This window comes from Achromobacter sp. FW305-C-30-7 (genome assembly GCF_058783105.1).
Genome location: NZ_JBYSYI010000009.1, coordinates 50,054 through 73,859 on the forward strand (window position 1 = coordinate 50,054; position 23,806 = coordinate 73,859).

The window sequence follows — 23,806 nt, forward strand, 5'->3', positions numbered from 1 at the left end:
TTACTCGATAGGCAGGCCGTGCATCTTCAAGAAGGAAAGCTTGTCCCAGTAACCCCGTTGGAACACGATCCTGCCGCCGCGCACGGTGAAGAAGCCGCAGCCGCGCAGGCCCAGAGGATCGCGCCACTCCAGGGCTGCGACCTCCCCGGCCTCATGGATCGTCTCCACGATGCAGGTCATGTCGGCCTGGGAGAACTCCCTTTCGAACATGGCGCGTATGGCCTCGCGTCCGACGATGGGTTCCTGGGTGACTTGGTGGTTCACGGCTACTTCATCGTAGAGCTCGGCCAGCCCGGCGGCATCGGCGGCATTGAACCGTAAGACCCATTCTTCGATCAGTTGCCGCGGAGTCATGTGTGGTTCCTTTTGGGGAGGGGCGGACCTATGTTGTAAACGAATTTTGGGCGGCTCAGCCAGAGCCGTCACAAGATATCAAAAACTGCGCATAGATGCGTGGATTTTGTGATGTAATGTACTGTAATTACTAGAAAAAATGCCAGTTTATTATTAAGGTTACCTAGTAGAATTATGCGCTCTCTTGGAGGTAAAGTATGAAGCTGGAAGATCGCATGAGTCGCTCGATCAAGCAGCGCGCAGGCGTCGTCGTCTTGCGCTCAGACTTTGCCGGCATGGCGAGCGACTCCCAGATCGGAAGAGTCTTGGCCCGCTTCGTGGATGACGGGATGCTTGTGCGCGTCAGCAAAGGGGCTTTCGCCAAGACCCGCATCAACAAGTTCACAGGCAGACCAAGCCCCGCGGGAACGCTGGAGGCGATTGCAGCGGAGCTTTTTCGCAAGCTCAAGATCTCCGTGGAACCGAGCGCGCTCGTAGCCGAATACAACAACGGCAAGTCGACTCAGATTCCCATGGGGGCGACTGTCAATACGGGACGCCGGCGCATCACGCGAAAAGTGATTGTAGGGAGCAGCACGCTGATGTATGAAAAGGATCTCAGACGAACTGAAGTCTGATATTGAAGACGCCGCTACAGCAGGCCTGCTGGGATCCTTGCCGCCGTGGCTACACGCCTGGTCTTCGCCGGCGGGACCTGCCTTTCGAAAGCGCACGGGCTGGTTGAGCGGATGTCCGAAGACATCGTCTGAAGCCGCTGCTCTACGCTGTGCAAAAGCCGGATTTCGAAACCTGCTATGCAGTCTTTGCGCGTGCTGCAGAGCAGTTGCTGAATCACCCCGCCTGACCTGCAACCTTCCAACAGCACCGGTATCCGGGATGCGGGCACAGCGCTCGCTGTCCACGGGCAGCAGGCGCTGTCCTTGAGTCGCGGCAAAAAAAAACCGCCCCGAAGGGCGGTGTCGTCAGAACCAATCAACCGATCAATAGAACGCCTGGATGCCGGTCTGCGCGCGGCCCAGGATCAGGGCGTGCACGTCGTGGGTGCCTTCGTAGGTGTTGACCACTTCCAGGTTCACCAAGTGGCGGGCCACGCCGAATTCGTCGGAGATGCCGTTGCCGCCGAGCATGTCGCGCGCCAGGCGGGCGATGTCCAGTGCCTTGCCGCAGGAATTGCGCTTCATGATGGAGGTGATTTCGACGGCGGCGGTGCCTTCGTCCTTCATGCGGCCCAGGCGCAGGCAGCCTTGCAGGGCCAGCGTGATGTCGGTCTGCATGTCGGCCAGCTTCTTCTGGATCAGCTGGTTGGCAGCCAGCGGGCGGCCGAATTGCTTGCGGTCCAGCGTGTACTGGCGGGCGGTGTGCCAGCAGGCTTCGGCGGCGCCGATGGCGCCCCAGGCGATGCCGTAGCGAGCGGAGTTCAGGCAGGTGAACGGACCCTTCAGGCCGGACACGCCGGGCATCATCTGGTCAGCGGAAATCTCCACTTCGTCCATGACGATTTCGCCGGTGATCGAGGCGCGCAGGCCGACCTTGCCGTGGATGGCCGGAGCCGACAGGCCCTTCATGCCCTTTTCCAGGATGAAGCCGCGGATCTTGCCGTCGAAGTCGCCGCCGACGCACTTGGCCCACACCACGAAGACATCGGCGATGGGGGAGTTGGTGATCCACATCTTGTTGCCGGAAACCTTGTAGCCGTCGGCCGTCTTGACGGCGCGGGTTTCCATGCCGCCGGGATCGGAGCCGTGGTTCGGTTCGGTCAGGCCGAAGCAGCCGATCCACTCGCCGCGGGCCAGCTTGGGCAGGTACTTCTGCTTCTGGGCTTCGCTGCCGAATTCGTTGATCGGCACCATCACCAGCGACGACTGCACGCTCATCATGGAGCGGTAGCCGGAGTCGATGCGTTCGACTTCGCGGGCGATCAGGCCGTAGCTGACGTAGTTCAGGCCGGCGCCGCCGTATTCGACGGGGATGGTGGCGCCCAGCAGGCCCAGTTCGCCCATTTCGGAGAAGATGGCCGGGTCGGTCTGTTCATTGCGGAATGCGTTCAGCACGCGCGGAGCGAGCTTGTCCTGCGAATAGGCCAGGGCGGCGTCGCGCACCATGCGTTCTTCGTCGGTCAGTTGCTGGTCCAGCAACAGGGGGTCTTGCCAGTGAAAGGAAGGATTCGAGGACATGCTGGGTCTCCGCTATGGATTTCGGAATGCTAGAAAGTTTAAACCTAAAATAATTCGGGCGGCAAGCAGCGATTGGAACGGCGGGCGCGCGGCGCCGCCGTTCCGTCCCGCCTTTAGTGCTGCGCCTTGAGCGCCGCGTCGCGGATCTTTTCCAGGGTCGTGCCCGGGGTGATGGTTTCCGGATCGATGAAGCAGTGCAGGATGGCCGGCTTGCCGCTGGCCAGGGCGCGTTCGAAGGCCGGGCCGAACTGCTCGGTGGTTTCGACGCGTTCGCCGTGCCCGCCGAAGGCGCGCGCGTAGTCGGCGAAGTCCGGATTCTTCAGCGCGGTCGCGGAAATGCGGCCGGGGTAGTGCTTTTCCTGGTGCATGCGGATCGTGCCGTACATGCCGTTGTCCACCAGCACCACGACGATGGGCAGGTCGTACTGCACCGCCGTCGCGAACTCCTGGCCGTGCATCAGGAAGCAGCCGTCGCCCGCGAAGCAGACCACGGTCTTGTCGGGCGACACCCGCTTGGCGCCGACGGCCGCAGGCAGGCCGTAGCCCATGGAGCCCGAGGTGGGCGCCAGCTGCGTGCCGTAGCGCGTGAATCGGTGGAAGCGGTGCAGCCAGGTGGCGTAGTTGCCGGCGCCGTTGGTCATGATGGCGTCGGCCGGCAGCGTCTTTTCCAGGTAGGCCATGACCTGGCCCATCTGCAACGCGCCGGGTGTGGTGATGGCGCCGGGATCGCTCCATTTCAGGTACGACTCGCGCATGGCTTGCGTGCCGGCGGCCCAGGCGGGCTGGGCCGGGGCCTTCAGGCCGGCCAGCGCCTGCGCGAAGGCGGCGGGCGAGGTATTGATGGCCAGGGTGGCGCGGTAGACGCGTCCCAGCTCGGCGGTATCGGGATGCACGTGCACCAGCTTCTGCTTGGGCACGGGGATGTCCAGCAGGGTGTAGGCCTGGCTGGGGTTTTCCGACATGCGGCCGCCCACCAGCAGGATCAGGTCCGCGTCGGCGACGCGCTTGAGCAGCGCCGGGTTGATGCCCAGGCCCACGTCGCCGATGAAGCAGGGGTGATCGGCCGGGAACAGCATCTGGCGGCGGAAGGACACCGCCGTGGGCAGGGCGTGTCGCTGCGCGAAGTCGGCGAACTGTTGCACCGCGCGGGCGTCCCAGCGCGTGCCGCCCAGGATGGCGACCGGATTCCTGGCTTCGGCCAGCAGCTTTTCCAGGTCGGCCAGTTGGCCGGCCGTGGGCGCGGAGTCGATGACTTCGTAGCGCGGCGCGTCGGCGACCTTGGCGGCTTCGACCAGCATGTCTTCGGGCAGTGCGATCACGACCGGGCCGGGACGGCCCGAGGTGGCGATGTGGAAGGCGCGCGACACCAGTTCGGGAATGCGTTCGACCTGGTCGATTTCGGTGACCCACTTGGCCTGCGTGCCGAACACGGCGCGGTAGTCCATTTCCTGGAAGGCCTCGCGTTCGCGCATGCCGCGCTCGATCTGGCCGACGAAGAGGATCAGGGGGGTGGAGTCCTGCTTGGCGATGTGCACGCCGGCCAGCGCGTTGGACGCGCCGGGGCCGCGGGTCACCATGCAGATGCCGGGTTCGCCGGTCAGCTTGCCGTGGGCATCGGCCATCATGGCCGCGCCGCCTTCCTGGCGGCACACCGTGACCTTGATGTCCGCATCGTGCAGGCCGTCCAGCACCGCCAGATAGCTTTCGCCGGGAACACAGAAAACATGTTTGACGCCCTGTGCAACCAGCTGGTCGACCAGGATGTGACCGCCAAGGCGGGATTCTTGCTGGGACATGGGGGTGGTAGTCATGATGAGCCGAGGTTAGGACATCCGAGCATAATGTTCCTTGATCGCACAAGGCAATTGATAAAATTGCACAATCTATTGACCCACCGGCACGACCGGCCATGCTGCGCCGCGACAAGATGCGCGCGGCCCGGCGCGGCGGCGTCCACCGGCACCAGGCGGTTCCCGCGACATGAGAAACGGCATTCCCAATCTGAGCGCCTTGCAGGCGTTCGAAGCTTCGGCCCGCCTGGGCAGCTTTTCCCGCGCCGCCGAGGAATTGTCCCTGACGCACAGCGCGGTCTACCGGCAGGTGGCCAGCCTGGAGTCGCGCCTGGGCGTGCAGCTGTTCACGCGGGTGCGGCGGCGCATCGTGCTGACCGATCACGGGGCGGAGTACGCCGGCCGCATCCGGCACCACCTGGACCAGATCGAAAAAGACACCTTCGGCCTGGTCAGCCGCACCGGCATGGGCCGCAGCATCCATATCGCCGTGGTACCCACTCTGGCGACGACTTGGCTGATACCGCGCCTGGCCGACTTCCAGCGCGAACATGGCGACATCACGGTCAGCCTGTCCGTGCGCACGCTGCCGTTCCAGTTCAAGGATCAGCCCTTCGACGGCGCGCTGTACCACGGGGACGTATTGTGGCCGGGCACCCAGGGCGTACTGCTGTTCCCCGAACGCGAACTGGTGCCGGTGTGTGCGCCGGAACTGGCGGCGCGTGCGCCGGAACCGGGCGCCAGCGCCCTGTCCGGCATGACCCATCTGCATCTGGCGTCGCGCCCTGACGCCTGGCGCCAATGGTATGCGGCCAACAGCCATCTCTATGGTCCCCACGCCGCTGGCGGGCCGCGCTACGAGCTCTTCACCATGGTGATGGCGGCGGTGCAGGCCGGACTGGGAGTGGGGCTGATGCCGCGTTTCCTGGCCCAGCCCGCGCTGGACCAGGGCACGCTTGCGATGCCGGTGCCGCAATCGCTGGCGGTCAGCCAGGGCTATTACTTCGGTTATCCGCAACGCAGCGAGCGCTCCGAGGCGCTCCAACTCTTCGAGAGCTGGCTGAAGACTGCCGCTGCCGGCGTGGGCGGACGCTGAGCCGTAGAATCCAGGCATGTCCGCATCCCGTCCGCCGCTTGAATCCCAGGCCGATATCGACGCCTTCATCGATGCCGTATGGCTCGAGGACGGCCTGTCCGCCAATACTCTGGCCGCCTACCGGCGCGACCTGACGGGCTTCGCCCGCTGGCTCGAAGACCCCGAGGCCTATGCCCGCGAAATGGCCGACCGCCATGGCGATGCCGCGCAGGCCCACGCGCTGCCTGCGGGCCCCGCCAAGCCCCTGCGCGATGCCGGCAAGGCTGACATCGAAGCCTGGTTCGCCTTCCGCCACGAGGAAACCCGCGCCACCACGGCCAACCGCAGGCTGGCCGCGCTGCGCCGCTTCTATGCCTGGGCTTTGCGCGAACACCGCGCCGAACGCGACCCCTGCCTGACGCTGATCGCTGCCAAGCAGCCGCCGCGCATGCCCAAGACCTTGTCCGAGCAGCAGGTGGACGCCTTGCTGCGCGCGCCCGACCTGGGGCAGGCCCGCGGCCTGCGCGACCGCGCCATGCTGGAAACGCTGTACGCCACGGGCTTGCGCGTGTCCGAGCTGGTGGGCGTGCGCGCGCTCGACGTGAGCCTGAACGAAGGCGTGGTGCGGGTGGTGCTGGGCAAGGGCGGCAAGGACCGGCTGGTACCGCTGGGCGCCGAGGCCGCGCATTGGATCGACCTCTATCTGAAGTCCGGACGCCCGGAGCTGGCGGCCGGACGCGTGAGCGATGCGCTCTTCATCACCGGCCGGGCCGAAGCGATGTCGCGCCAGGCGTTCTGGCAGTTGGTGAAGAAGTACGCCCTGCTGGCCGATGTGCGCGCGCCGCTGTCGCCGCACGTGCTACGGCACGCCTTCGCCACGCACCTGCTGAACCACGGCGCCGACCTGCGCGTGGTGCAGATGCTGCTGGGGCACGCCGACATCTCCACCACGCAGATCTACACGCACGTCGCGCGCGAACGCCTGAAGGCGCTGCACGCGGCGCACCATCCGCGCGGCTAGCCTGACGCGGTTTACCTACTTCTTCCCTCACGCATTCCCATGAGCAAAGCCCGCCACGTTTCGGAAACGCCCGCCACGCAGTTCCTCAAGCAGAACAAGGTCGCCTACACGGAACACACCTACGACTACGTCGATCATGGCGGCGCGGGCGAAGCCGCGCGCCAGTTGGGCCTGGATCCGCATGCGGTGGTCAAGACCCTGGTGATGGAGGACGAGTCCGCCAAGCCCCTGATCGTCGTCATGCACGGCGACCGCGAGGTTTCCACCAAGAATCTGGCGCGCCAGGCCGGTCTCAAGCGGGTCGAGCCCTGCAAGCCCGAGGTCGCGCAGCGCCATTCGGGCTACCAGGTGGGCGGCACCTCGCCCTTCGGCACGCGCAAGAAGATGCCGGTGTGGGTTGAGGCCGAGGTGCTGGATTACCCCGTGGTCTACATCAACGGCGGGCGGCGCGGGTACCTGATAGGCATCGATCCCAAGGTGCTGGTTGCGCTGCTGGGCGCCAAGGGCGTGTCCGTGGCGCTGGAGTAGGTCGCCCTTGTTCGGACGTGGTATTCCCATACCACCTCCTGGGCCGGCGGCCGCGCCACAATAGGGGCGTAGATCAAGAACCGGAGCCCGGCCACGGGCGCTGAACCGGCTTTACGCCATCCCTAGGAGACACACATGAGCAAGCGACTGTTGATGCTGGTCGGCGACTACGCCGAAGACTACGAGACCATGGTGCCGTACCAGACCCTGCTGACGGTGGGGCACACCGTGCATGCGGTATGCCCGGACAAGAAGGCGGGCGACACCATTGCCACCGCCATCCATGATTTCGAGGGCGCGCAGACCTACACCGAAAAGCGCGGCCACAATTTTGCGCTGAACTACGACTTCGACCGCGTCGAGCCCGCCTCCTACGACGGTCTGGTGATTCCGGGCGGCCGCGCGCCGGAATACCTGCGCCTGAACGAAAAGGTGCTGGACATCGTGCGTGCCTTCGACCAGGCCGGCAAGCCCATCGCAGCGGTCTGCCACGGCGCGCAACTGCTGGCCGCGGCAGGAATCCTGAAGGGCCGCACCTGCTCCGCCTATCCCGCGTGCGCGCCGGAAGTGCGCCTGGCGGGCGGTACCTACGCCGAGATCGGCATCGACCAGGCCTACACCGACGGCAACCTGGTGACGGCACCGGCCTGGCCCGCGCATCCGGCCTGGATGTCGCAATTCCTGGCGGTGCTGGGCACGAAGATCACGCCCTGACCTCCGGCAGCAAAAAAGCGCCAGGGGCGGCAACCTTGCCGCCCCTGGCGCTTTTACGTTACTGCGCGCCGGTCAGGCGAAATCGAGCACGATGCGGCCTTCGATCTGGCCGCGGCGCATGCGGTCGAACACGTCGTTGATGTTCTCCAGGCTTTCAGTGGCCACGGTCGCATGCACCTTGCCCTCTTCGGCGAACTGCAGCGATTCCTGCAGGTCCAGGCGCGAACCCACGATGGACCCGCGCACGGTGACGCCATTGAGCACCATGTCGAAGATCGACAGCGGGAAGTCGCCCGGCGGCAGTCCGTTGAGCGCCACGGTGCCGCTGCGGCGCACCATGCCCAACGCCTGCTCGAAGGCCTTGGGCGACACCGCCGTGATCAATGCGCCATGCGCGCCGCCGATCTCGCGCTTCAGGTAGGCGGCGGGATCGGTGGTCTTGGCGTTGACCGTGACTTCGGCGCCCAGGCGGCGGGCGAAGTCGAGCTTGGCGTCGTCGATGTCCACCGCAGCCACGTTCAGCCCCATGGCCTTGGCGTATTGCACCGCCATGTGGCCCAGCCCGCCGATGCCGGAAATGACCACCCAGTTGCCCGGACAGGTATCCGTCATTTTCAGGCCCTTGTAGACCGTGACGCCGGCGCACAGCACGGGCGCGATGTCCACGAAACTGACGTTCTTGGGCAGCAGGCCCACATAGTCGGCCGCGGCCAGCGCATATTCGGCGAAGCCGCCGTTCACCGAGTAGCCGGCGTTCTGTTGTTGCTCGCACAGGGTTTCCCAGCCGCCCAGGCAATGCTCGCAATGCCCGCAGGCAGAGTACAGCCAGGGAATGCCGACGCGGTCGCCTTCCTTCACATGGGTCACGCCGGCGCCCACCGCCACCACATGGCCGACGCCTTCGTGGCCGGGAATGAAGGGCGGATTGGGCTTGACGGGCCAGTCGCCTTCGACCGCGTGCAGGTCGGTATGGCATACCCCGCAGGCCTCGATCTTCACCAGCAATTCGCCCGGACCCGGGCGCGGCACCGCGACTTCTTCGATTGCCAGGGGCTTGCCGAATGCTCGTGCAACCGCTGCTTTCATGGTTTTATCCATCACTGCCTCCGAAGTCTGATCAAGATTCCCTATGCTCGAACGTGGACGCTTTCCCGACCATGATTTATATCAACCGAGGCGGTTGCCCGCTGATGCAGGAAACGTGTGGTTGCAGAAAGAGGCCGGTGTCTGGGGACGAATCCGACCCGCGGCCGCGTCTTGCCGCCGCCGCGGCAAACGGCGTACAGTCAGCCGTAGGCATCCCGGCCCAGGCCCAAGGCCCAGACCCGAGTTCCAGGAGTTCCCATGTGTGAAATCTTCATCCGCGCCAGCGAGCAGTCCTACGCGCCCGAAACCCGTTCGCTGCGGTTGCATGGCGTGGCCACCAGCCTGCGGCTGGAACAACTGTTCTGGCGGGTATTGGAAGAAATCGCCGGCCGCGACGGCATGCGCGTGACGCAGCTGATCGAACGTTTGTACGACGAACTGATCGAGTACCGGGGCGAGGCCGCCAACTTCACCTCATTCCTGCGGGTGTGTTGCCTGCGCTACCAACTGCTGCAGGCCGAGGGCCGCATTCCGTTGGACGCGGCCGTGCCGATCGGCTCGCTCAACCCCCAAGCCGTATTGGAAGGCCTGCCGCCCACGCTGTACGACGCCCAGCCCCTGCGTCCCAAACGCAAGGCCGCGTAACGCATCCGCGGTGGCGCTGCCGCAGCGCCAAAAAACAAGGGCCCGAACTATCGGGCCCTTTGTTCTTATTGCCGCGTAACGCGGCTGGCGTTCAGCCGCCGGGTTGGATCGACGCCATCGCCACTTCGTTCTGCACGATGCGGCGGATGCGGACCGCATCGCCGATGCGCGAGAGCTTGCCTTGCGAATCCAGCAGCACGATGGCCAGGTCGCGGCCGTTGATGCGGGCCAGCATGACCAGGCATTCGCCGGCTTCGTTGATGTAGCCCGTCTTCGATACCTTGATGTCCCAGTCGGGCTTGCGCACCAGCAGGTTGGTATTGCGGAAGGTCTGCGTGCGGTTGTTGACCTCGACGTCGTACTCGGTATCGGTGGAGTAGCGATGGATCAGCGGGCGCTGGGAGGCGGCGCGCAGCAGGCGGGCCAGGTCGTGCGGCGACGAGACGTTGTCGCTGGACAGGCCGGTGGGTTCGATGAAGCGGGTGCTGGTCATGCCCAGCGCCTGCGCCTTGGCGTTCATGGCGGCCACGAACGCGGGCAGGCCGCCCGGATAGTGGCGGCCCAGCGCGTTGGCGGCGCGGTTCTCGGACGACATCAGCGCCAGGTGCAGCATGTCGCCGCGCGTCAGCTTGGTGCCCACGCGCAGGCGCGAGGTGGTGTGCTTGAGGCCGTCGACGTCTTCGTCGGTGATCTCCAGCATTTCATCCATGGGCAGGTTGGCGTCGACCACGACGACGGCGGTCATCAGCTTCGAGATGGAAGCGATGGGGCGCACCACGTTTTCGTTCTTGGCGAAGATGACCGTGGAGGTTTCCAGGTCCTGCACGTAAGCGGTGGTGGAGCGCAGGGCGGCGGCTTCGGCGCGCACCGAGGAGGCGGGCGGCGGCATGGCGGCCGAACCCAGGGCTGCGGCAGCGGCGGCGCGTTGCGCGCGGGAAGGTTTGTTGGGCTTGCCGTTCTTGCCGGCGGCCGCGCCCTTCTTGGGCGGCGTGCCCTTGGCGGCGACCTGTTTGCCGCCCTTGGGGGCGGCGGCTTTCTTGCCGGCGGAGGATTTGGGAGGAGCTTTCTTGGCGGAGGAGGCGGCCTGTTTGCCCGAGGCGCTCTTGCCGGAGCTGGCCTTGGGGGCCGGGGCCTTCTTCGCTTGTTGCGCCTTGCAGGCCGACGACTTGGCGTTGGTCTTGCAAGGGTCCGTATTCTTCGCGGCTTGCGCGGCGGGGGGCAGGAGCGCGCACACCGCCAGCGCCACAGGCGCTATCGCGTTCGCAATCGCACGTTTCCAGGAAAATGCCATGGTTTGAGCTGGCTTGTCAGTCTGTGAGTAAATATTTCTTAAGCCGGCGTTTCGTCGGGTCAGAAAAAGTCCAGATGAATTAGAGGCTTACGCGTCGAATTTAAACAGCAATTTCAAGTTGCGCGCAAGACGATTCGCTATCATCGTTGAAAAAAATAATAGTGACGTATTGACGCTCGCTTCAATTCGTCACAAGACAAGTCCGAGAAGCTAACGGCAGGCGGCGCGTGAGCGTAGCCCGGATTAACCCTCATCTGGCTGAATGTGCGGTTTTTGTCTCTGGCCGGCGCAGCGCGATACGTGCTTAAAAGAGAGCTGTCGCATCAGGCGGACAGGGGACATGCTGGGGAAGGAAGGCGTCGGAACCGACGCCAAAGTTGGCCTCGCCGGGTGGAATCGAACCACCAATTGACCCTTAGGAGGGGCCGGTTATATCCATTTAACTACGGCGAGACTATGTCCGATCAGGCGGCAGGGTCGGTCGAAGGGACCGTGCTTGCTCACTAAGGCCTTGATATCGCTACGATTCTTCCGGTCCTGAGTTTATCACCGGGGACACGGGCTTCGGCGCAGGACGCAAGTCTATCAGCAGGCGGCGCAAGCCCCAAATCCGCGGCCCGCAGCCTCGCGCCCTGAACCCGGCGCTCGACGTGGCTATTGCCTGGGCCCGGAAGCTATTTGTATATGATGTCCGAGTCCCGCGCGGCGCGTCGGACCGTCCCGAGGAGGGGGCGGCGAACCAAAACAACGAAGAACAGGTTTCATGTCTAGCCAAACCGATACGAATTTCACCCGTACCCTGATCGTGGGCACGCTGGTCGTGCTGCTCGCCATGGGGGTGCGCGCCACCTTTGGCCTCTTCATGCAGCCGATGGGCCTGGCGCAGGGCTGGGGCCGCGAAGTGTTCTCCATGGCCTTCGCGCTGCAGAACCTGGTGTGGGGCGTGGCCTGTATCTTCATGGGCATCATGGCCGACCGCTACGGTTCGGGCCGCACCATCGCCCTGGGCGCGCTGCTGTACATGCTGGGCATGATAGGCACGCGCTTCGCCACCGATGAAGCCACGCTCTACCTGACGGCCGGGGTGCTGGTCGGGCTGGGCCAGGCCGGCACGACCTTTCCGGTGATCCTGCCGGTGGTGGCCCGCGCGGTGCCGCCCGCTTATCGCAGCACGGCCATGGGTATCGCCAGCGCCGGCGGCTCCCTTGGCCAGTTCGCCGTGGTGCCTACGGGCCAGGTGCTGATCAGCGGCCTGGATTGGCCGGGCGCATTGTGGGTGTTGTCGCTGTTCGTCGCCTGCGGCGCGCCGCTGGCCTACTTCCTGCGCGGCCGTCCGCAGGCCCACACCGGGCCGCAGCAATCGCTGGCCTCGGCGGTCAAGCAGGCGGTGCGCCACCCCTCGTTCCACTTCCTGTTCTGGAGCTACTTCGTCTGCGGCTTCCATACCGCCTTCATCACGCTGCACCTGCCGGCCTACGTCAGCGATGGCGGCCTGAGCGCGGGGCAGGGCGCGACCGCCATCGCGCTGATCGGCTTGTTCAACGTGCTGGGCTCGTTCTATGCCGGCAAGCTGGGCGGCAAGTACAGCAAGAAGCGCCTTTTGGCCGTGGTGTACGGCATGCGCGCCTTTGGCATCCTGCTGCTGTTGTGGATGCCCTTGTCGCCATGGGTGCTGTACGCCTTTGCCGCGTGGATGGGGCTGTTCTGGCTGGGGACCGTGCCGCTCACGCAGGGGCTGATCGGCCAGATCTACGGCCTGCGCTACGCGGCCACCTTGTCCGGCATTGTCTTCCTGGGCCATCAACTAGGCAGTTTCATCGGCGTATGGCTGGGCGGATACGCCTACGCCAAGACCGGCAACTACGATGCCGTCTGGTGGCTCGGCGTGGCGCTGGCCATCCTCGCCGCATTGCTGTGCCTGCCGGTGCGCGAACAGCCGGTGGCCCAGCCGGCCCCGGCCTGAGGCCGGGCTTGCCAGGAACGCTGATGACGCCTTCGACGCACTCCGCACCCACCGCCCGCCGCCATCGCGGCTGGCGCATTGCGGGCGCGCTGGCCCTGGTTGCGGTCATGGGCCTGGCGTTCTGGGGCTACACCACGCCGGAAATGCAGATCCACTGGGAAAACCTGGCCGCGCTCTGCGGCTTCTAGGCGCGTTTTCCGCTCGGCCTCGCGGTATCCTACGGCGGTATTTCTTCCCTCATCGCGCGCCGCTTCCGGCGGGCGCTCCGGATACCCATGCAGGACTCTTCGCCTTCCTATCCCGATCTATCGCTGCCGGACATCGGCGGCATGCCCGCCGCCGACACGCTGGTGCTCACGGTGAACAACCGCCTGTCGCGCCGTCTCACGCTGGAACTGGCCGGGCTGCTGCGCCAGGAGCGCCAGGTCAGCGAATTGCCGCGCATCCTGCCGCTGTCCGCGTGGCTGGCCGATGCCGCCAACGAGCTCGCGTTCGAGACCTACGATGACGTGCCCGCCTACCGGCTGGACAGCTTCGCGACACAGTTGGTGTGGACCGAGGCGATCCGCGCGGAAGAGGCCGAGCGCGTGCTGCTGGACGCCAGCCAGGCCGCGCGCCTGTCGATGGACGCGGACCTGCTGATGGACGAATGGCAACTGCAGGTGCCATCGGGCGCGGATACCGACGAGTACCGCGGCTTCGCGAAATGGCGCGCACGCTATCGCCAGGCGCTGGCCGGTATCGATGCAGAGGATGCCAACCAGGGTTATGCGCGCGTGCTGCGGGCGCTGGAGGACGGACGCCTGCCCATTCCGCAGCAACTGGTGTTGGCGGGATTCACGGACATATCGCCGCGCTTTCGCCGGCTGCTTAGCGCCTTCGAGGAACAGGGCGCCGCCGTTGCGCAGTGGCGCGATGCGCAACGGGTCGAAACCGCGGCCCGCCGGTACGAAGCAGCGGATCAAGGCGCGGAATGGCGCGCCGCCGCGGCCTGGGCGGCCGAGCATCTGAAGGCGCATCCGCATGGCCGCTATGCCATCGTCTCGCCCCAGCTGGAGGCGGAATCGCCTTTCGCACGGCGGGTGCTCAGCCAGGCCCTGGCCGGGCGCGGTGGTGAAGCCGCATACGCCTTCAATGTAGCGGTGGGCCGGCCCTTGAACGAATGGCCCATGGCGCGCGCCGCGCTCGCATGGCTGCGCGCGCTGGCCGAGTGCGCGCCGGGCAAGGGATGCAGCGTCGAGGTGCTGGGCGCGGCCCTGTTGGGCGGACATTGCGCGGGCGATGTGCGCGACCGCGCGCGGCTGGCCTCGATCGATGCGCGCTGGCGGCGTCAGGCGCAACTCCACGTTAGCCCGCAGGATTGGCGCAAGCTGCTGGCGGACCTGCCACTGTTGGCGCAGGCCTGGAACCAGGCCATGGAGATCTGGACGCAGGGCGGCCGCCAGGCCACCTGCGACGTGTGGATGCTGCGCATGAAGGCCGCTTTGATGGCGCTGGGCTTTCCCGGCGAAGGCGTGCTGGACAGCGTCGGCTATCAGGTGATGGGCGCGCTGGGCGATGCGCTCGGCAGCTTTTCGGCGCTGGCGCCTGCCGCCGGCCGCCTGGGCGGCGTGGCCGCCGTGAACCTGCTGGAAAGTGTGGCGCGCTCCGCGTCGTTCCAACCGCAGCGCGACCCCTTGGCGCGCCTGGACGTGCTGGGTTTGCTGGAGGCCGAGGGTGGCTATTGGGACGGCGTCTGGATGCTGGGCCTGACTGACGACGTGCTGCCCGCGTCGCCCAAGCCCAATCCGTTGTTGCCGCTGGCCGTGCTGCGCCAGGCCAAGGCGCCGCGCGCCACGCCCGAACGCGAACGCGAGTGGGCCGAAGGCATGTACGCCGCACTGTGCCGCTGCGCGCCCGAGATCATTGTCAGTCATGCGCACATGGACGGCGAGCGCGAGCTGCGCCCGTCGCCGCTGATCGCGGCAGCGGAACTGACCGACTGGGCGCCGGCCGCAACGCAAGCGTTGCCGGCCTTGCCGCAGGAATCGCTGGACGATGCGCAAGGTCCGCCGCTGGCGGCCGGCAACCGCGGTGGCGGCGGCCTGGACGTGCTGGATACGCAGGCCCGCAATCCGCTGTGGGCCTTCGTGCGGCATCGCCTGGGCGGACGCGAGATGGCGCCTTATGCCGACGCGGCCACCGTCAACGTGCGCGGCCAATTCCTGCACAAGGCGCTGGAGCTGGTGTGGGGCATGATGCCCGACCAGGACGCGCTGCACGAGGTCATGGCCAAGGGCCGCCTGCCCGCCTTGCTGGAACAGGCGGTGGCGCAGGCCGCGGACGAGGAATTGAAAGACTATGCGCCGGCTTTGAAGACACTGGAGTGCCAGCGCGCCCAGGCGGTGCTGGCGTCCTGGCTGGACATGGAGGCGCAGCGCCTGCCCTTCGCGGTGGCCCAGGTGGAAAAGAACCACCAGTGGCAGCGCGGCGCGCTCAACCTGAAGCTGCGGCTGGACCGCATCGATACGCTGGGCGATGGCCGCAACGTCATCGTCGACTACAAGACCGGCGTGGCGGCGGCCAAGCCCGAACCGGACTGGTCGCGCAGCCGCCCCGTGAACGTGCAATTGCCGTTCTACGCATCGGTGCTGGCGGACGCCGCGGGCGGCGAAGTGGCGGGCCTGGTGCTGGCGCAGATCCACGCGCGGCAGGTCGCTGCGCAGGGCCTGGCCGACGAAGATCTGGGCGTGCCTGGCGTCACGCTTGCCAGCGACAGCAAGTACTTCGACGGCTTGTCCTGGCCCGAAATCCGGCAGCGCTGGCGCACGGCCATCGAAGCGCTGGCCGACGAGTATGCCGCGGGCTACGCGGCCAACGTGGCCTATCGCCGCGATGATTTGAAATACTGCGATGCATTGCCGTTCTTGCGTTTGCATCTGGACGACGAGGACGCATGAGCCATGGCTGAACAAGAACGCTTGCCGCACGACCACGCCGCGCGCGCCGACGCGCTGGACCCGACCCGCTCGTTCCTGGTGCAGGCGCCGGCCGGCTCCGGCAAGACCGAGCTGCTGACGGACCGCATCCTGGCGCTGCTGGCGACCGTGAATCGCCCGGAAGAAATCGTCGCCATCACCTTCACGCGCAAGGCCGCGTCCGAAATGCATGCGCGCGTGCTCAGCAAGCTGCGCCGCGGGCTGGACGCGCCGCCCGAGACCATGCACGAGCGCCGCAGCTGGGAGCTGGCCCGCGCCGCGCTGGCGCGCAACGAGGCGCAGGGCTGGCATCTGCTGGACCATCCCGCGCGGCTGGCCATCCGCACCATCGACTCGTTCTGCGCGGGCCTGGTGCGCAGCATGCCCTGGCTGTCGGAACTGGGCGGCATGCCGGAGATCACCGACGACGCGCGCGCCCACTACGAGGCCGCCGCGCGCGCCACCCTGGACTTGGCCGATGACTACGAGGCCGTACGCATCCTGCTCAAGCACCTGGACGTGGATGTGCAGGCGGCCAAAGAGGCCATCGCCGACATGCTGGGGCAGCGCGACCAATGGCTGCCGCTGCTGCGCCACGGCTCCGACCGCGAGGGCATGGAGGCCATGCTGGCCGAGGCCATAGGCGAAGACCTGGACGCGCTCAGTGAGGCCATGCCCTATGGTTGGGCCGAAGCGCTATGCGGCCCGGCGCGGCTGGCTGCCGCCAATCTGCAGGATGGGGAAGCGGAGAACAAACTGCAGGCCTTGCTGGACTGGACGGAAGAACCTCCGCCTGACGCCGAGGCGCTGGAACTATGGCAAGCCGTGGCGCACCTGTTGCTGACCGGCACCGGCACCTTGCGCAAGACAGTCAACAAGAACTTGGGCTTTCCCGCCAAGTGCGCGCACAAGGAGCCGTTCGTGGCGTGGCTGGAAGCCGCCGACGCGGACGCGGCCTGGGTGCGCCGCCTGCATGCGGTGCGTGACGTGCCCGCGCCGCATTTCACCGATGCGCAATGGGAAGTGCTGGGCGCGCAGCTGATGACCCTGGCGCTGGCGGTGGCGCAGCTGCGGCTGCGCTTTGCCGATACCGGCGAGGTGGATTTCATCGAGATCGCGCAGCGCGCCGCGGCCGCGCTGGGCAGCGCCGACGATCCTGGCGAATTGCTGCTGAAGCTGGACGCCTCGATCCGCCATCTGCTCATCGACGAATTCCAGGACACCAGCCAGACCCAGCTGGACCTGCTGCGCACCTTGACCTCGGGCTGGCAGCAGGGCGATGGCCGCAGCCTGTTCCTGGTGGGCGATCCGATGCAGTCCATCTACCGCTTCCGCAAGGCGGAAGTGGGCTTGTTCCTGGAGGTCGCCGATATCGGCGTGGGTGAGCTGCTGCCGGACTTTCTCAACCTTACCGACAACTTCCGTTCGCAGGCAGGCATCGTCGAATGGGTCAACCAGTCGTTCGCGCAATTGCTGCCCCGGCGCAGCGACGCGGCGGCGGGCGCCATCGCCTACAGTCCGTCCACCGCCTTCCACGAAGCATTGCCGGAGCCGGCGGTACGCTTCCATCCGGCCTGGTCGCGCGAGGGCGCGGCCCCTGCGGAAACGCAAGCCGAGGACATCGCGGTGGACCTGGTGCGTCAGGCGCTGATTGACCACAAGGGCGCCAAGCATCCCGTCGCCGTGCTGGTGCGGGCGCGCAGCCACCTGGGCAATCTGACCCGCCGCCTGGCGCAGGAAGGCATACGCTGCCGGGCGGTGGATCTGGTGCCGCTGGCCTTGCGGCCGGTGGTGGCGGATCTGGTGCAACTGGTGCGGGCCTTGTCGCACCCCGGCGACCGCCTGGCCTGGCTGTCCGTGTTGCGCGCGCCGTACTGCGGCCTGACGCTGACCTCCTTGCAACGCCTGTTCGGCGACGATCACATCACGCCGGTGCCGGTGCTGCTGGAACGCGCGCTGCGCATCGCGCCGCAAACCGCGCCCGTGGCGGCCGCGAGCGCGCCGCAGGGCTCCCTGTTCGACGCGGCGCCCGACACGCCGGAAACGCCGGCGGCGCAGAACGTGCTTGGCGCCGACGAGTTCGAGCGCTTGCGCCAGGTGGCGGCCATCCTGCTCGACAAGCGCAACGCCGCCGGCGCCATGCCCTTCGCGGCCTGGGTGGAGTCGTTGTGGCGCCGTCTGGGCGGCCCGGCGTTGTATGCCGGCCTGTCCGTGGCCAACGACGCGGAAAGCCTGTTCCAGCTGATCGAGCGCCTGGCGCCGCATGGCGCCATCGATGTCGCCGCGCTGGATACCGGCATCGCGCGGCTGTTCGCCGCGCCGGACGCGGCGGACGAGGACACCGGCGCGGTCGAAATCATGACCATGCACAAGTCCAAGGGCCTGCAGTTCGAAACGGTCATCCTGTACGGCCTGCACCGCGCGCCGCGCGGCGACCAGGCGCCGCTGGTGCGCTTCGAGCAGAGCGGCGGCCGCGTGCTGTTCGGCCCGGTCAAGCCGCGCGCCGAAACCGAGGCCGATCCCTTGTCGCGCTATCTGGGCGCACGCGAGGCGCGCCGCGCGTCCTACGAAATCGACCGCCTGCTGTACGTGGCGGCGACGCGGGCGCGCAAGCGCCTGCACCTGGTGGGCCACGTATCGGTGGACGAGGCAAGCGGCCAAGTCAAGATGCCATCGTCCGCCAGCCTGCTGGGACGCTTGTGGCCTTGCCTGGCCGTGCCGACGCCGCCGTCGCTCGATGGCGAAACGATGGCGCCGCAGGCCGACGGCCCCGAGTGGCAGGGCGAGCCCCTGCGGCGCGTGGACCGCGCCGGCCTGGCGCAACTGGCGCGCATGGCGGACCTGGTCGTCAGCCCCGGCTTTGGCGCCGCGGCGCGCGGCGCCTGGGGCGATGGCGGCGAGCATCCGGCGTGGCAACTGGAAGCCGGCTACGACGCCGCCATCGGCACCTTGTCGCACGCCTGGCTGGCGCGCATCGGCCAGGACGGCGTGCACGCTTGGTCCGCCGACGCGCTGGCGCAGCGCCTGCCCGCCATGCGCCGCCAACTGACGCGCGCAGGCATCCCCGCCAGCCAGGCGGACGCCGCATCCGAAGCCGTGCTCGAAACCCTGCAAGCCACCCTGGCCGACGAACGCGGCCTGTGGCTGCTGTCGCAATCCGGCGCGCGCCGGGAATGGCCCCTGATCGACGCCGCTGGCAAGGTATCCGTCATCGACCTGGCCCTCAGCACCGAAGACGGCTGGCTCATCGTCGACTACAAAACTGGCCGGCCGCATCCGGGCGAGGCGCCAACTGCCTTCGCCACGCGCATGCGGCAGCGGCACGGCGACCAGTTGCTGCGCTATTGCGCGCAAGTCACGGCGCTGGACGGCCGCACGGCGCGCGCCGCGCTTTACTTCCCGCGGGCTCGCGCCTGGATCGATCTGTAGCGCGGGCCGCCTGCCCGGCGGCCCTCAGGTGAACGAGCGCACCGAGTTATTGATGCCGCGGGCGCAATCGAACACCAGCGGCCCCAGGCGCGCCAAAGCCTCTTCGAGAGTCCAGCGGCTGGTCGGCGCCACGATATGCACGGACGCAACGGGCGTGCCGCGCTGGCCCATGATGGGCGCGGCGATCGTCATGTCGCCGAGGAACAGTTCTTCCTTGTTGTGCGCGATGCCTTCGCGCCGCGCCTGCCGGACGATCTCCATCAGCTTCGCCGGATCGGTCTCGGTCCATTGCGTATGGCGCTGCAGCGCAGAGGCGTCCAGGATGGCCTGCGCCTGTTCCTCCGGCAGCGCGCCGAGGTAGGCGCGGCCGCTGGCCGTGCAGTACATGGGGATGCGGCTGCCGATGGGCATGTGGATGGGAATGAACTTCGCCGCCACGACCCGCGACACATACACCATCTCGTGGTCCAGGGGTTCGGTCAGGTTGACCGTTTCCCCCGTGATATTGGACAACTCGGCCAGAAAGGGATTCGCGGCTTCGACCAACGGGTCGGCCGCGATGTAGTTGTAGCCCAGCTCCAGGACCCGCAGAGTGGGGCTGAACTTGCGCGTCTTGGGCGACTTGCTGATGAGCCCCAGCTTTTCCAGCGTGTACACGGTGCGCTGGGCTGTGCTGACGCTCGTGCCCACGGCTTGCGCCACTTCGGACAGAGACATTGCGCTCTGCGCACCACGGAACGCGAACAGAACTTTCAGTCCCCTCGCGAACGAGTGGTTGAACATGCCTTCGTCGACTTCCAGTTCGGCCTGTTCCAGCATTTTCGGCTCCTCGTTTTCCCGTATTTTGGGTATTAATTACCGCCTAGCGATAATAATAAACCTTGGTGCGGGATTTTACTATTGCCCAAAGCGTATCTGCTCCAATATCCTGCGCTCATTCATCGGTTTTGCCGGAGTGTGTGAGCATGGGGCAGGGTCAGAAAACAGCGGGGACGCCGATCCTCCAGATCCAGAACGTCACCAAGACGTTCGGCGCGTCGGCGGCGTTGAAGGGCGTGAGCCTGGACGTGCGCGAAGGCGAGTTTCTGACGCTGTTGGGCCCCAGCGGTTGTGGCAAGACCACGCTGATCCGGATCATCGCCGGCTTTGAAACGCCCACCGCGGGCGAGGTGAAGATAGATGGACAGTCGATCCTGTCATCGCCGCCGTACCGCCGTCCGCTCGGGATGGTGTTCCAAAACTTAGCCCTGTTTCCGCATCTCACCGTCGCCGAGAACATCGGCTACGGCTTGAAAATGCGGCGCGAGCCGCCCGCCGCCATCCGCGGCAAGGTGGAGCGGTCGCTGGCGATGGTCGGCCTGGAAGGCTACGGCGCCCGCTACATCGGCCAGATCTCGGGCGGACAGAAGCAGCGCGTGGCGCTGGCGCGCGCCATTGTCATGGAGCCCCGGGTTCTGCTGCTGGACGAGCCGCTCGGCGCCCTGGATATGAAGATCCGCCGTCAGATGCAGACCGAGTTGAAGCTGATCCAGGAAAAACTCGGCACCACTTTCATCTTCGTGACGCATGACCAGGAAGAGGCGTTGACCATGTCCGATCGCGTCGCCGTGTTCCGCAACGGCCTGATCGACCAAGTCAGCGACCCCGCCACCATCTACGAAAAACCGCAGACCCGCTTTGTCGCTGAGTTCGTGGGAGACACGAATTTCTTCGAAGGCGTGGTGCAGGCCGGCGCGGTCCGTCTCGACTGTCCGGAACTCGGCTGCGAATTCGATCTGCCGGACTCGCGCTTCGCGGCAGGCAGCGCAGTGGGCATATCGCTGCGGCCGCAACACCTGAAACTGGCGCCCGCCGGCAACGTTCGCTTGCAGGCCCGCGTGGAGCGCCGCGTCTACGCTGGACAGAACACGCGCCTCTGGCTGCAGGCCGGCGCCCGGACCCTGATCGCCGATTGGCCAGCGCAGGACGGGCAACCGTTGCCGGCGCAGGGCGAAGCCGTCGGACTGACCTGGGACGACAGCCGCATTTCGGTCGTCTCCCTCTAGCGCTGTTCACTCTCACAGGAGTCGCACAATGAGCACCTATCGATTTGCCCACTGGACCGTCGCGGCGGTCATGGCCGTTTGCGGCACCGCCAGCGCGCAGGAAATCACCATGGCTACCTGGGGCGGCGGCGTGGGGGCGGCGTGGCGCGAGGCTTACGCGGAACCCTTTACGAAGGAAACGGGAATCGGCGTGAAGATCGTCGAAGTCCCCACTCCCGAGGCCCAGGTGCGCGCGCAGAAGGATGCGCCCAAGTTCAATGCGGCGCTTTCGTCGTTCTTCGAGGCCTCGCAGATGTACAGCGACGGACTGCTCGAAGACTTCGACATGAGCGAGGTTCCCGCGCTGAAGAACGTGCCGGAGAAGTACCTGCTCAAGGCGCCTTCCGGACGCCTCATAGGCGTCAGCACCTACTTCGCGTACTACGGCATCGCGGTCAACAAGGATCTTGCGAAACCTTCCGACTTCTCTTCGTGGAAGGCGCTGGGGGATTCCAAGTGGGCGGGAAAGCTGTCGGTCACCCGTCCGGTCTACAGCTCGGCCTACGACCTGACCATCATGTCCGTAGCCGAAGGCGGCAACGAGCGCGACACCGCCAAGGGCCTGGCGTTGCTGACCGCCTTGGGCAAGAACTCGTTGGCAATGTATAGCTCGATGGCGCAGATGAACCAGCTGCTGCAGCGCGGAGAAGTGACGGCTGCGCCCTACTACTCGACCCGCGTCTGGCAGATGAAGCGCGACGGGCAGACCAACATCGAGATGGTGATTCCGAAGGAGGGCGCGCTGATTCTTCCATACATCGTGGTTGTGCCCAAGAAGGCGCAGGGCCGCGCCAGCTACCTGAAGTGGCTGAACTATGTGGCCCAACCGGAGGGCCAGTCGCGCATTGCCGATATTGCCGGCTACCTGCCGCTGAACAGCACGGCCAAACTGTCTCCCGCGACAGAAAAGGAACTGGGCCAGCCGCTGACCGCCCTGCGCGACCAGCTCTATCAGCCGGATTGGAACTACATCGCCGAATCCCGCAAGTCGCGCATCGAGCTGGTCGAACGCGCGATGGCGGGCGCCGGCCGGTAAGCTTGGAGAAGCCGCAATGAAATCGACCCGGCCGCCGCTGATCCTGCTGCTTCCCCCGGCGATCCTGATCCTGATGTTCCTGACGGGGATCGCCTATCTCGCCGTGGAATCGCTGCGCACCGCGGATGGCTTTGGCCTGGACAATTTCGTGCGCTTCTTCGAGCGGGCCGACTACGTCGCGGTACTGCTGCGCACGATAGGGGTCGCGCTGGTCGTCACGTTCTTTTCCGTGCTGGTCGGTTATCCCATCGCCTATGCGATTTCGCGCTATCGCGGCAACCGCAATTTCCTGATGATGCTGGTCATCACGCCGTGGCTGGTCAGCGTGGTGGTGCGCACCTACGGCTGGGTGGTGATCCTGGGGCCCAAGGGCACGCTGAATTCGCTGTTGCTGTCGCTGGGTGTCATCGATACGCCGATGCGCCTGATTTTCAACATGACCGGGGTGGTGATTGGCCTGGTGCATGTCTTCAGTCCGTTTTTCATCGTCTCGGTGCTGGCGGTGCTGCTGCATCTGGATCGCGCCCTGGACGAGGCCTCGCAGACGCTGGCGGCCGGTCCGCTCAAGACCTTTTTGCATGTCACCCTGCCGCTGAGCCTGCCGGGTGTCATCACTGGCGCCATGCTGGTCTATCTGCTGTCGACCGGGGCCATCGTTACGCCGCTGTTGCTGGGGGGCGTGCGTGACGGCATGCTGGCTACGCAGATCTACCAGGACGTGCTGCAGGTTTTCGACTATCCGAAGGCAGCCAGCATGGCGATCGTGCTGCTGCTCGCGGCGTTCTCGCTGGTTATTCCCTTGCAACTGCTCGAACGCCGCGTCGCGGCGCGCGTGTCCGGAACGGGAGCCTGATATGCGCTGGCTATACCGCTTGCTGCTGGTTCTGCTGTTTGGCTTCCTGCCCTTGCCCATTCTGGTGGTGGCGGTGTCGTCGTTCACGTCCACCGGGTACTTCACCTTGCCGCTGGCGTCGCTCTCCTGGCGTTGGTATCTGGAGTTCTTCACCGATCCGCAATGGTTGGGTCTGTTGGCGGTCAGCGCCGGCATCGCCTTGCTGGTGGCATTCATCAGCACATCGGTGGCTCTGCTGGCCGCGCTCGTGCTGGACCGCAGCCGGATCAGGGGGGGCGGCATTATTGAAGCGCTGATCATGTTGCCATTGGTATTCCCCAACGCGGCGCTGGGCGTGGCGTTCCTGGGGCTGCTCGGCCTGCTCGGCGTCAGCGGCTCGTATTTGGGCATCGTATTGGCGCATTGCATCATCACGCTGCCGTTCGCGTACCGCCCCATCCTGAATTCCCTGCGCAAGTTGGACCCCGCGCTGGGAGAGGCAAGCATGAGCCTGGGCGCGCGGCCGGCGCAGGTCTTGCGCACCGTGACCCTGCCCATGCTCAAACCGGGGCTGATCACCGCCTTCCTGTTCTGCTTCATCGTGTCGTTCGACGAGGCGACGATCACCGTCTTCCTGGTCGCGCCGGACGTCAACACCTTGCCTGTGCGCATCCTCACGCAGATACAGGAAAGCGCCAGTCCCGTGATTGCCGCCATCGCCACGTTCCTGATTGTCTTCACGCTTGCGCTGGTGCTGCTGCTGGAACGCACGGTCGGCCTGGAGATGTTCGCCGCGCCAGAGCGCGACCACTGAATCGATTTTTCAT

21 protein-coding genes and 1 tRNA gene are annotated in these 23,806 nt (G+C 66.2%); 15 read left to right on the forward strand and 7 right to left on the reverse strand.

Annotation, left to right across the window (positions count from 1 at the left end):
- Window positions 1-354 carry a nuclear transport factor 2 family protein gene (locus tag AC3WOB_RS24975; RefSeq protein WP_013395637.1) on the reverse strand — a complete coding sequence of 118 codons (354 nt, stop codon included), beginning with the start codon at window positions 352-354 and terminating at the stop codon, window positions 1-3.
- 197 nt (window positions 355-551) lie between these two features.
- Here AC3WOB_RS24975 and AC3WOB_RS24980 point away from each other — a divergent pair, with 197 nt between their 5' ends.
- Together AC3WOB_RS24980 and AC3WOB_RS24985 are read left to right on the forward strand one after the other, a co-directional pair.
- Window positions 552-971, forward strand: coding sequence for a DUF6088 family protein (locus tag AC3WOB_RS24980; protein ID WP_492276501.1), 420 nt, complete (start codon window positions 552-554; stop codon window positions 969-971).
- 45 nt (window positions 972-1,016) lie between these two features.
- Window positions 1,017-1,103 carry a nucleotidyl transferase AbiEii/AbiGii toxin family protein gene (locus AC3WOB_RS24985; RefSeq protein WP_413772876.1) on the forward strand — a complete coding sequence of 29 codons (87 nt, stop codon included), beginning with the start codon at window positions 1,017-1,019 and terminating at the stop codon, window positions 1,101-1,103.
- 231 nt (window positions 1,104-1,334) lie between these two features.
- Here the strand turns inward: AC3WOB_RS24985 and AC3WOB_RS24990 are convergent, their stop codons facing one another.
- Together AC3WOB_RS24990 and AC3WOB_RS24995 are read right to left on the reverse strand one after the other, a co-directional pair.
- On the reverse strand, window positions 1,335-2,528 hold the full coding sequence (locus tag AC3WOB_RS24990) for an acyl-CoA dehydrogenase (RefSeq protein WP_013395635.1): 1,194 nt from the start codon (window positions 2,526-2,528) through the stop codon (window positions 1,335-1,337).
- A gap of 113 nt (window positions 2,529-2,641) precedes the next feature.
- On the reverse strand, window positions 2,642-4,324 hold the full coding sequence (locus AC3WOB_RS24995; RefSeq protein ID WP_492276502.1) for a thiamine pyrophosphate-binding protein: 1,683 nt from the start codon (window positions 4,322-4,324) through the stop codon (window positions 2,642-2,644).
- A 184-nt stretch (window positions 4,325-4,508) separates the two neighbouring features.
- Here AC3WOB_RS24995 and AC3WOB_RS25000 point away from each other — a divergent pair, with 184 nt between their 5' ends.
- The 4 genes from AC3WOB_RS25000 (at window position 4,509) to AC3WOB_RS25015 (ending at window position 7,656) form a co-directional block, all read left to right on the forward strand.
- Window positions 4,509-5,414 (forward strand): LysR substrate-binding domain-containing protein, encoded by a 906-nt coding sequence (locus tag AC3WOB_RS25000; RefSeq protein ID WP_492276503.1) that lies wholly within the window; start codon window positions 4,509-4,511, stop codon window positions 5,412-5,414.
- A 16-nt stretch (window positions 5,415-5,430) separates the two neighbouring features.
- Window positions 5,431-6,414 carry a site-specific tyrosine recombinase XerD gene (gene xerD, locus AC3WOB_RS25005; protein WP_013395632.1) on the forward strand — a complete coding sequence of 328 codons (984 nt, stop codon included), beginning with the start codon at window positions 5,431-5,433 and terminating at the stop codon, window positions 6,412-6,414.
- Between the two features lie 39 nt (window positions 6,415-6,453).
- Window positions 6,454-6,942 carry a Cys-tRNA(Pro) deacylase gene (gene ybaK / locus AC3WOB_RS25010; protein WP_013395631.1) on the forward strand — a complete coding sequence of 163 codons (489 nt, stop codon included), beginning with the start codon at window positions 6,454-6,456 and terminating at the stop codon, window positions 6,940-6,942.
- A 135-nt stretch (window positions 6,943-7,077) separates the two neighbouring features.
- Entirely contained in the window at window positions 7,078-7,656 is a 579-nt protein-coding gene (locus AC3WOB_RS25015) for a DJ-1/PfpI family protein (RefSeq protein WP_207465449.1), read from the forward strand.
- Window positions 7,657-7,728: 72 nt separating this feature from the next.
- On the opposite strand, the gene adhP is transcribed toward AC3WOB_RS25015, so the two are convergent.
- Window positions 7,729-8,754 (reverse strand): alcohol dehydrogenase AdhP, encoded by a 1,026-nt coding sequence (gene adhP / locus AC3WOB_RS25020; RefSeq protein WP_492276504.1) that lies wholly within the window; start codon window positions 8,752-8,754, stop codon window positions 7,729-7,731.
- A 246-nt stretch (window positions 8,755-9,000) separates the two neighbouring features.
- Between adhP and AC3WOB_RS25025 the strand changes: the two genes are divergently transcribed.
- Window positions 9,001-9,387 carry a ribbon-helix-helix domain-containing protein gene (locus AC3WOB_RS25025; RefSeq protein WP_013395628.1) on the forward strand — a complete coding sequence of 129 codons (387 nt, stop codon included), beginning with the start codon at window positions 9,001-9,003 and terminating at the stop codon, window positions 9,385-9,387.
- A gap of 91 nt (window positions 9,388-9,478) precedes the next feature.
- Here AC3WOB_RS25025 and pbpG read toward each other — a convergent pair whose 3' ends face one another.
- Window positions 9,479-10,678 (reverse strand): D-alanyl-D-alanine endopeptidase, encoded by a 1,200-nt coding sequence (gene pbpG / locus AC3WOB_RS25030; protein ID WP_492276505.1) that lies wholly within the window; start codon window positions 10,676-10,678, stop codon window positions 9,479-9,481.
- Between the two features lie 378 nt (window positions 10,679-11,056).
- A tRNA-Arg gene (locus AC3WOB_RS25035) sits at window positions 11,057-11,131 on the reverse strand.
- 310 nt (window positions 11,132-11,441) lie between these two features.
- On the opposite strand from AC3WOB_RS25035, the gene AC3WOB_RS25040 reads away from it, so the two are divergent.
- From AC3WOB_RS25040 to AC3WOB_RS25055, 4 genes are all read left to right on the forward strand, one after another.
- Complete coding sequence (locus tag AC3WOB_RS25040; protein ID WP_492276506.1) at window positions 11,442-12,641, forward strand: MFS transporter; 1,200 nt, start codon at window positions 11,442-11,444, stop codon at window positions 12,639-12,641.
- A 23-nt stretch (window positions 12,642-12,664) separates the two neighbouring features.
- Window positions 12,665-12,829 carry a hypothetical protein gene (locus AC3WOB_RS25045; protein ID WP_013395625.1) on the forward strand — a complete coding sequence of 55 codons (165 nt, stop codon included), beginning with the start codon at window positions 12,665-12,667 and terminating at the stop codon, window positions 12,827-12,829.
- 87 nt (window positions 12,830-12,916) lie between these two features.
- Window positions 12,917-15,580, forward strand: coding sequence for a PD-(D/E)XK nuclease family protein (locus AC3WOB_RS25050; protein ID WP_492276507.1), 2,664 nt, complete (start codon window positions 12,917-12,919; stop codon window positions 15,578-15,580).
- Between the two features lie 3 nt (window positions 15,581-15,583).
- The gene (locus AC3WOB_RS25055; protein WP_492276508.1) at window positions 15,584-19,027 is read left to right on the forward strand and encodes a UvrD-helicase domain-containing protein; all 3,444 of its coding nucleotides are present in this window, start codon (window positions 15,584-15,586) and stop codon (window positions 19,025-19,027) included.
- A gap of 24 nt (window positions 19,028-19,051) precedes the next feature.
- On the opposite strand, the gene AC3WOB_RS25060 is transcribed toward AC3WOB_RS25055, so the two are convergent.
- Window positions 19,052-19,846, reverse strand: coding sequence for an IclR family transcriptional regulator (locus tag AC3WOB_RS25060; protein WP_013395622.1), 795 nt, complete (start codon window positions 19,844-19,846; stop codon window positions 19,052-19,054).
- A 146-nt stretch (window positions 19,847-19,992) separates the two neighbouring features.
- On the opposite strand from AC3WOB_RS25060, the gene AC3WOB_RS25065 reads away from it, so the two are divergent.
- Genes AC3WOB_RS25065 through AC3WOB_RS25080 form a run of 4 tightly spaced genes read left to right on the forward strand, consistent with a single transcriptional unit; the run spans window position 19,993 to window position 23,793 of the window.
- The gene (locus AC3WOB_RS25065) at window positions 19,993-21,072 is read left to right on the forward strand and encodes an ABC transporter ATP-binding protein (protein ID WP_492276509.1); all 1,080 of its coding nucleotides are present in this window, start codon (window positions 19,993-19,995) and stop codon (window positions 21,070-21,072) included.
- A 28-nt stretch (window positions 21,073-21,100) separates the two neighbouring features.
- Window positions 21,101-22,147 (forward strand): extracellular solute-binding protein, encoded by a 1,047-nt coding sequence (locus tag AC3WOB_RS25070; RefSeq protein ID WP_492276510.1) that lies wholly within the window; start codon window positions 21,101-21,103, stop codon window positions 22,145-22,147.
- A gap of 16 nt (window positions 22,148-22,163) precedes the next feature.
- The gene (locus AC3WOB_RS25075) at window positions 22,164-23,000 is read left to right on the forward strand and encodes an ABC transporter permease (protein ID WP_492276511.1); all 837 of its coding nucleotides are present in this window, start codon (window positions 22,164-22,166) and stop codon (window positions 22,998-23,000) included.
- 1 nt (window position 23,001) lies between these two features.
- Window positions 23,002-23,793: an ABC transporter permease gene (locus tag AC3WOB_RS25080; protein ID WP_013395618.1), complete on the forward strand. Its 792-nt coding sequence runs from the start codon at window positions 23,002-23,004 to the stop codon at window positions 23,791-23,793.
- Window positions 23,794-23,806 lie beyond the last annotated feature (13 nt).

Bases quoted from the DNA above. Each gene is read 5' to 3' on its own strand.
- AC3WOB_RS24975 (WP_013395637.1), bottom strand. From the start codon at position 354: ATGACTCCGCGGCAACTGATCGAAGAATGGGTCTTACGGTTCAATGCC.
- AC3WOB_RS24980 (WP_492276501.1), top strand. From the start codon at position 552: ATGAAGCTGGAAGATCGCATGAGTCGCTCGATCAAGCAGCGCGCAGGC.
- AC3WOB_RS24990 (WP_013395635.1), bottom strand. From the start codon at position 2,528: ATGTCCTCGAATCCTTCCTTTCACTGGCAAGACCCCCTGTTGCTGGAC.
- AC3WOB_RS24995 (WP_492276502.1), bottom strand. From the start codon at position 4,324: ATGTCCCAGCAAGAATCCCGCCTTGGCGGTCACATCCTGGTCGACCAG.
- AC3WOB_RS25000 (WP_492276503.1), top strand. From the start codon at position 4,509: ATGAGAAACGGCATTCCCAATCTGAGCGCCTTGCAGGCGTTCGAAGCT.
- xerD (WP_013395632.1), top strand. From the start codon at position 5,431: ATGTCCGCATCCCGTCCGCCGCTTGAATCCCAGGCCGATATCGACGCC.
- ybaK (WP_013395631.1), top strand. From the start codon at position 6,454: ATGAGCAAAGCCCGCCACGTTTCGGAAACGCCCGCCACGCAGTTCCTC.
- AC3WOB_RS25015 (WP_207465449.1), top strand. From the start codon at position 7,078: ATGAGCAAGCGACTGTTGATGCTGGTCGGCGACTACGCCGAAGACTAC.
- adhP (WP_492276504.1), bottom strand. From the start codon at position 8,754: ATGGATAAAACCATGAAAGCAGCGGTTGCACGAGCATTCGGCAAGCCC.
- AC3WOB_RS25025 (WP_013395628.1), top strand. From the start codon at position 9,001: ATGTGTGAAATCTTCATCCGCGCCAGCGAGCAGTCCTACGCGCCCGAA.
- pbpG (WP_492276505.1), bottom strand. From the start codon at position 10,678: ATGGCATTTTCCTGGAAACGTGCGATTGCGAACGCGATAGCGCCTGTG.
- AC3WOB_RS25040 (WP_492276506.1), top strand. From the start codon at position 11,442: ATGTCTAGCCAAACCGATACGAATTTCACCCGTACCCTGATCGTGGGC.
- AC3WOB_RS25045 (WP_013395625.1), top strand. From the start codon at position 12,665: ATGACGCCTTCGACGCACTCCGCACCCACCGCCCGCCGCCATCGCGGC.
- AC3WOB_RS25050 (WP_492276507.1), top strand. From the start codon at position 12,917: ATGCAGGACTCTTCGCCTTCCTATCCCGATCTATCGCTGCCGGACATC.
- AC3WOB_RS25055 (WP_492276508.1), top strand. From the start codon at position 15,584: ATGGCTGAACAAGAACGCTTGCCGCACGACCACGCCGCGCGCGCCGAC.
- AC3WOB_RS25060 (WP_013395622.1), bottom strand. From the start codon at position 19,846: ATGCTGGAACAGGCCGAACTGGAAGTCGACGAAGGCATGTTCAACCAC.
- AC3WOB_RS25065 (WP_492276509.1), top strand. From the start codon at position 19,993: ATGGGGCAGGGTCAGAAAACAGCGGGGACGCCGATCCTCCAGATCCAG.
- AC3WOB_RS25070 (WP_492276510.1), top strand. From the start codon at position 21,101: ATGAGCACCTATCGATTTGCCCACTGGACCGTCGCGGCGGTCATGGCC.
- AC3WOB_RS25075 (WP_492276511.1), top strand. From the start codon at position 22,164: ATGAAATCGACCCGGCCGCCGCTGATCCTGCTGCTTCCCCCGGCGATC.
- AC3WOB_RS25080 (WP_013395618.1), top strand. From the start codon at position 23,002: ATGCGCTGGCTATACCGCTTGCTGCTGGTTCTGCTGTTTGGCTTCCTG.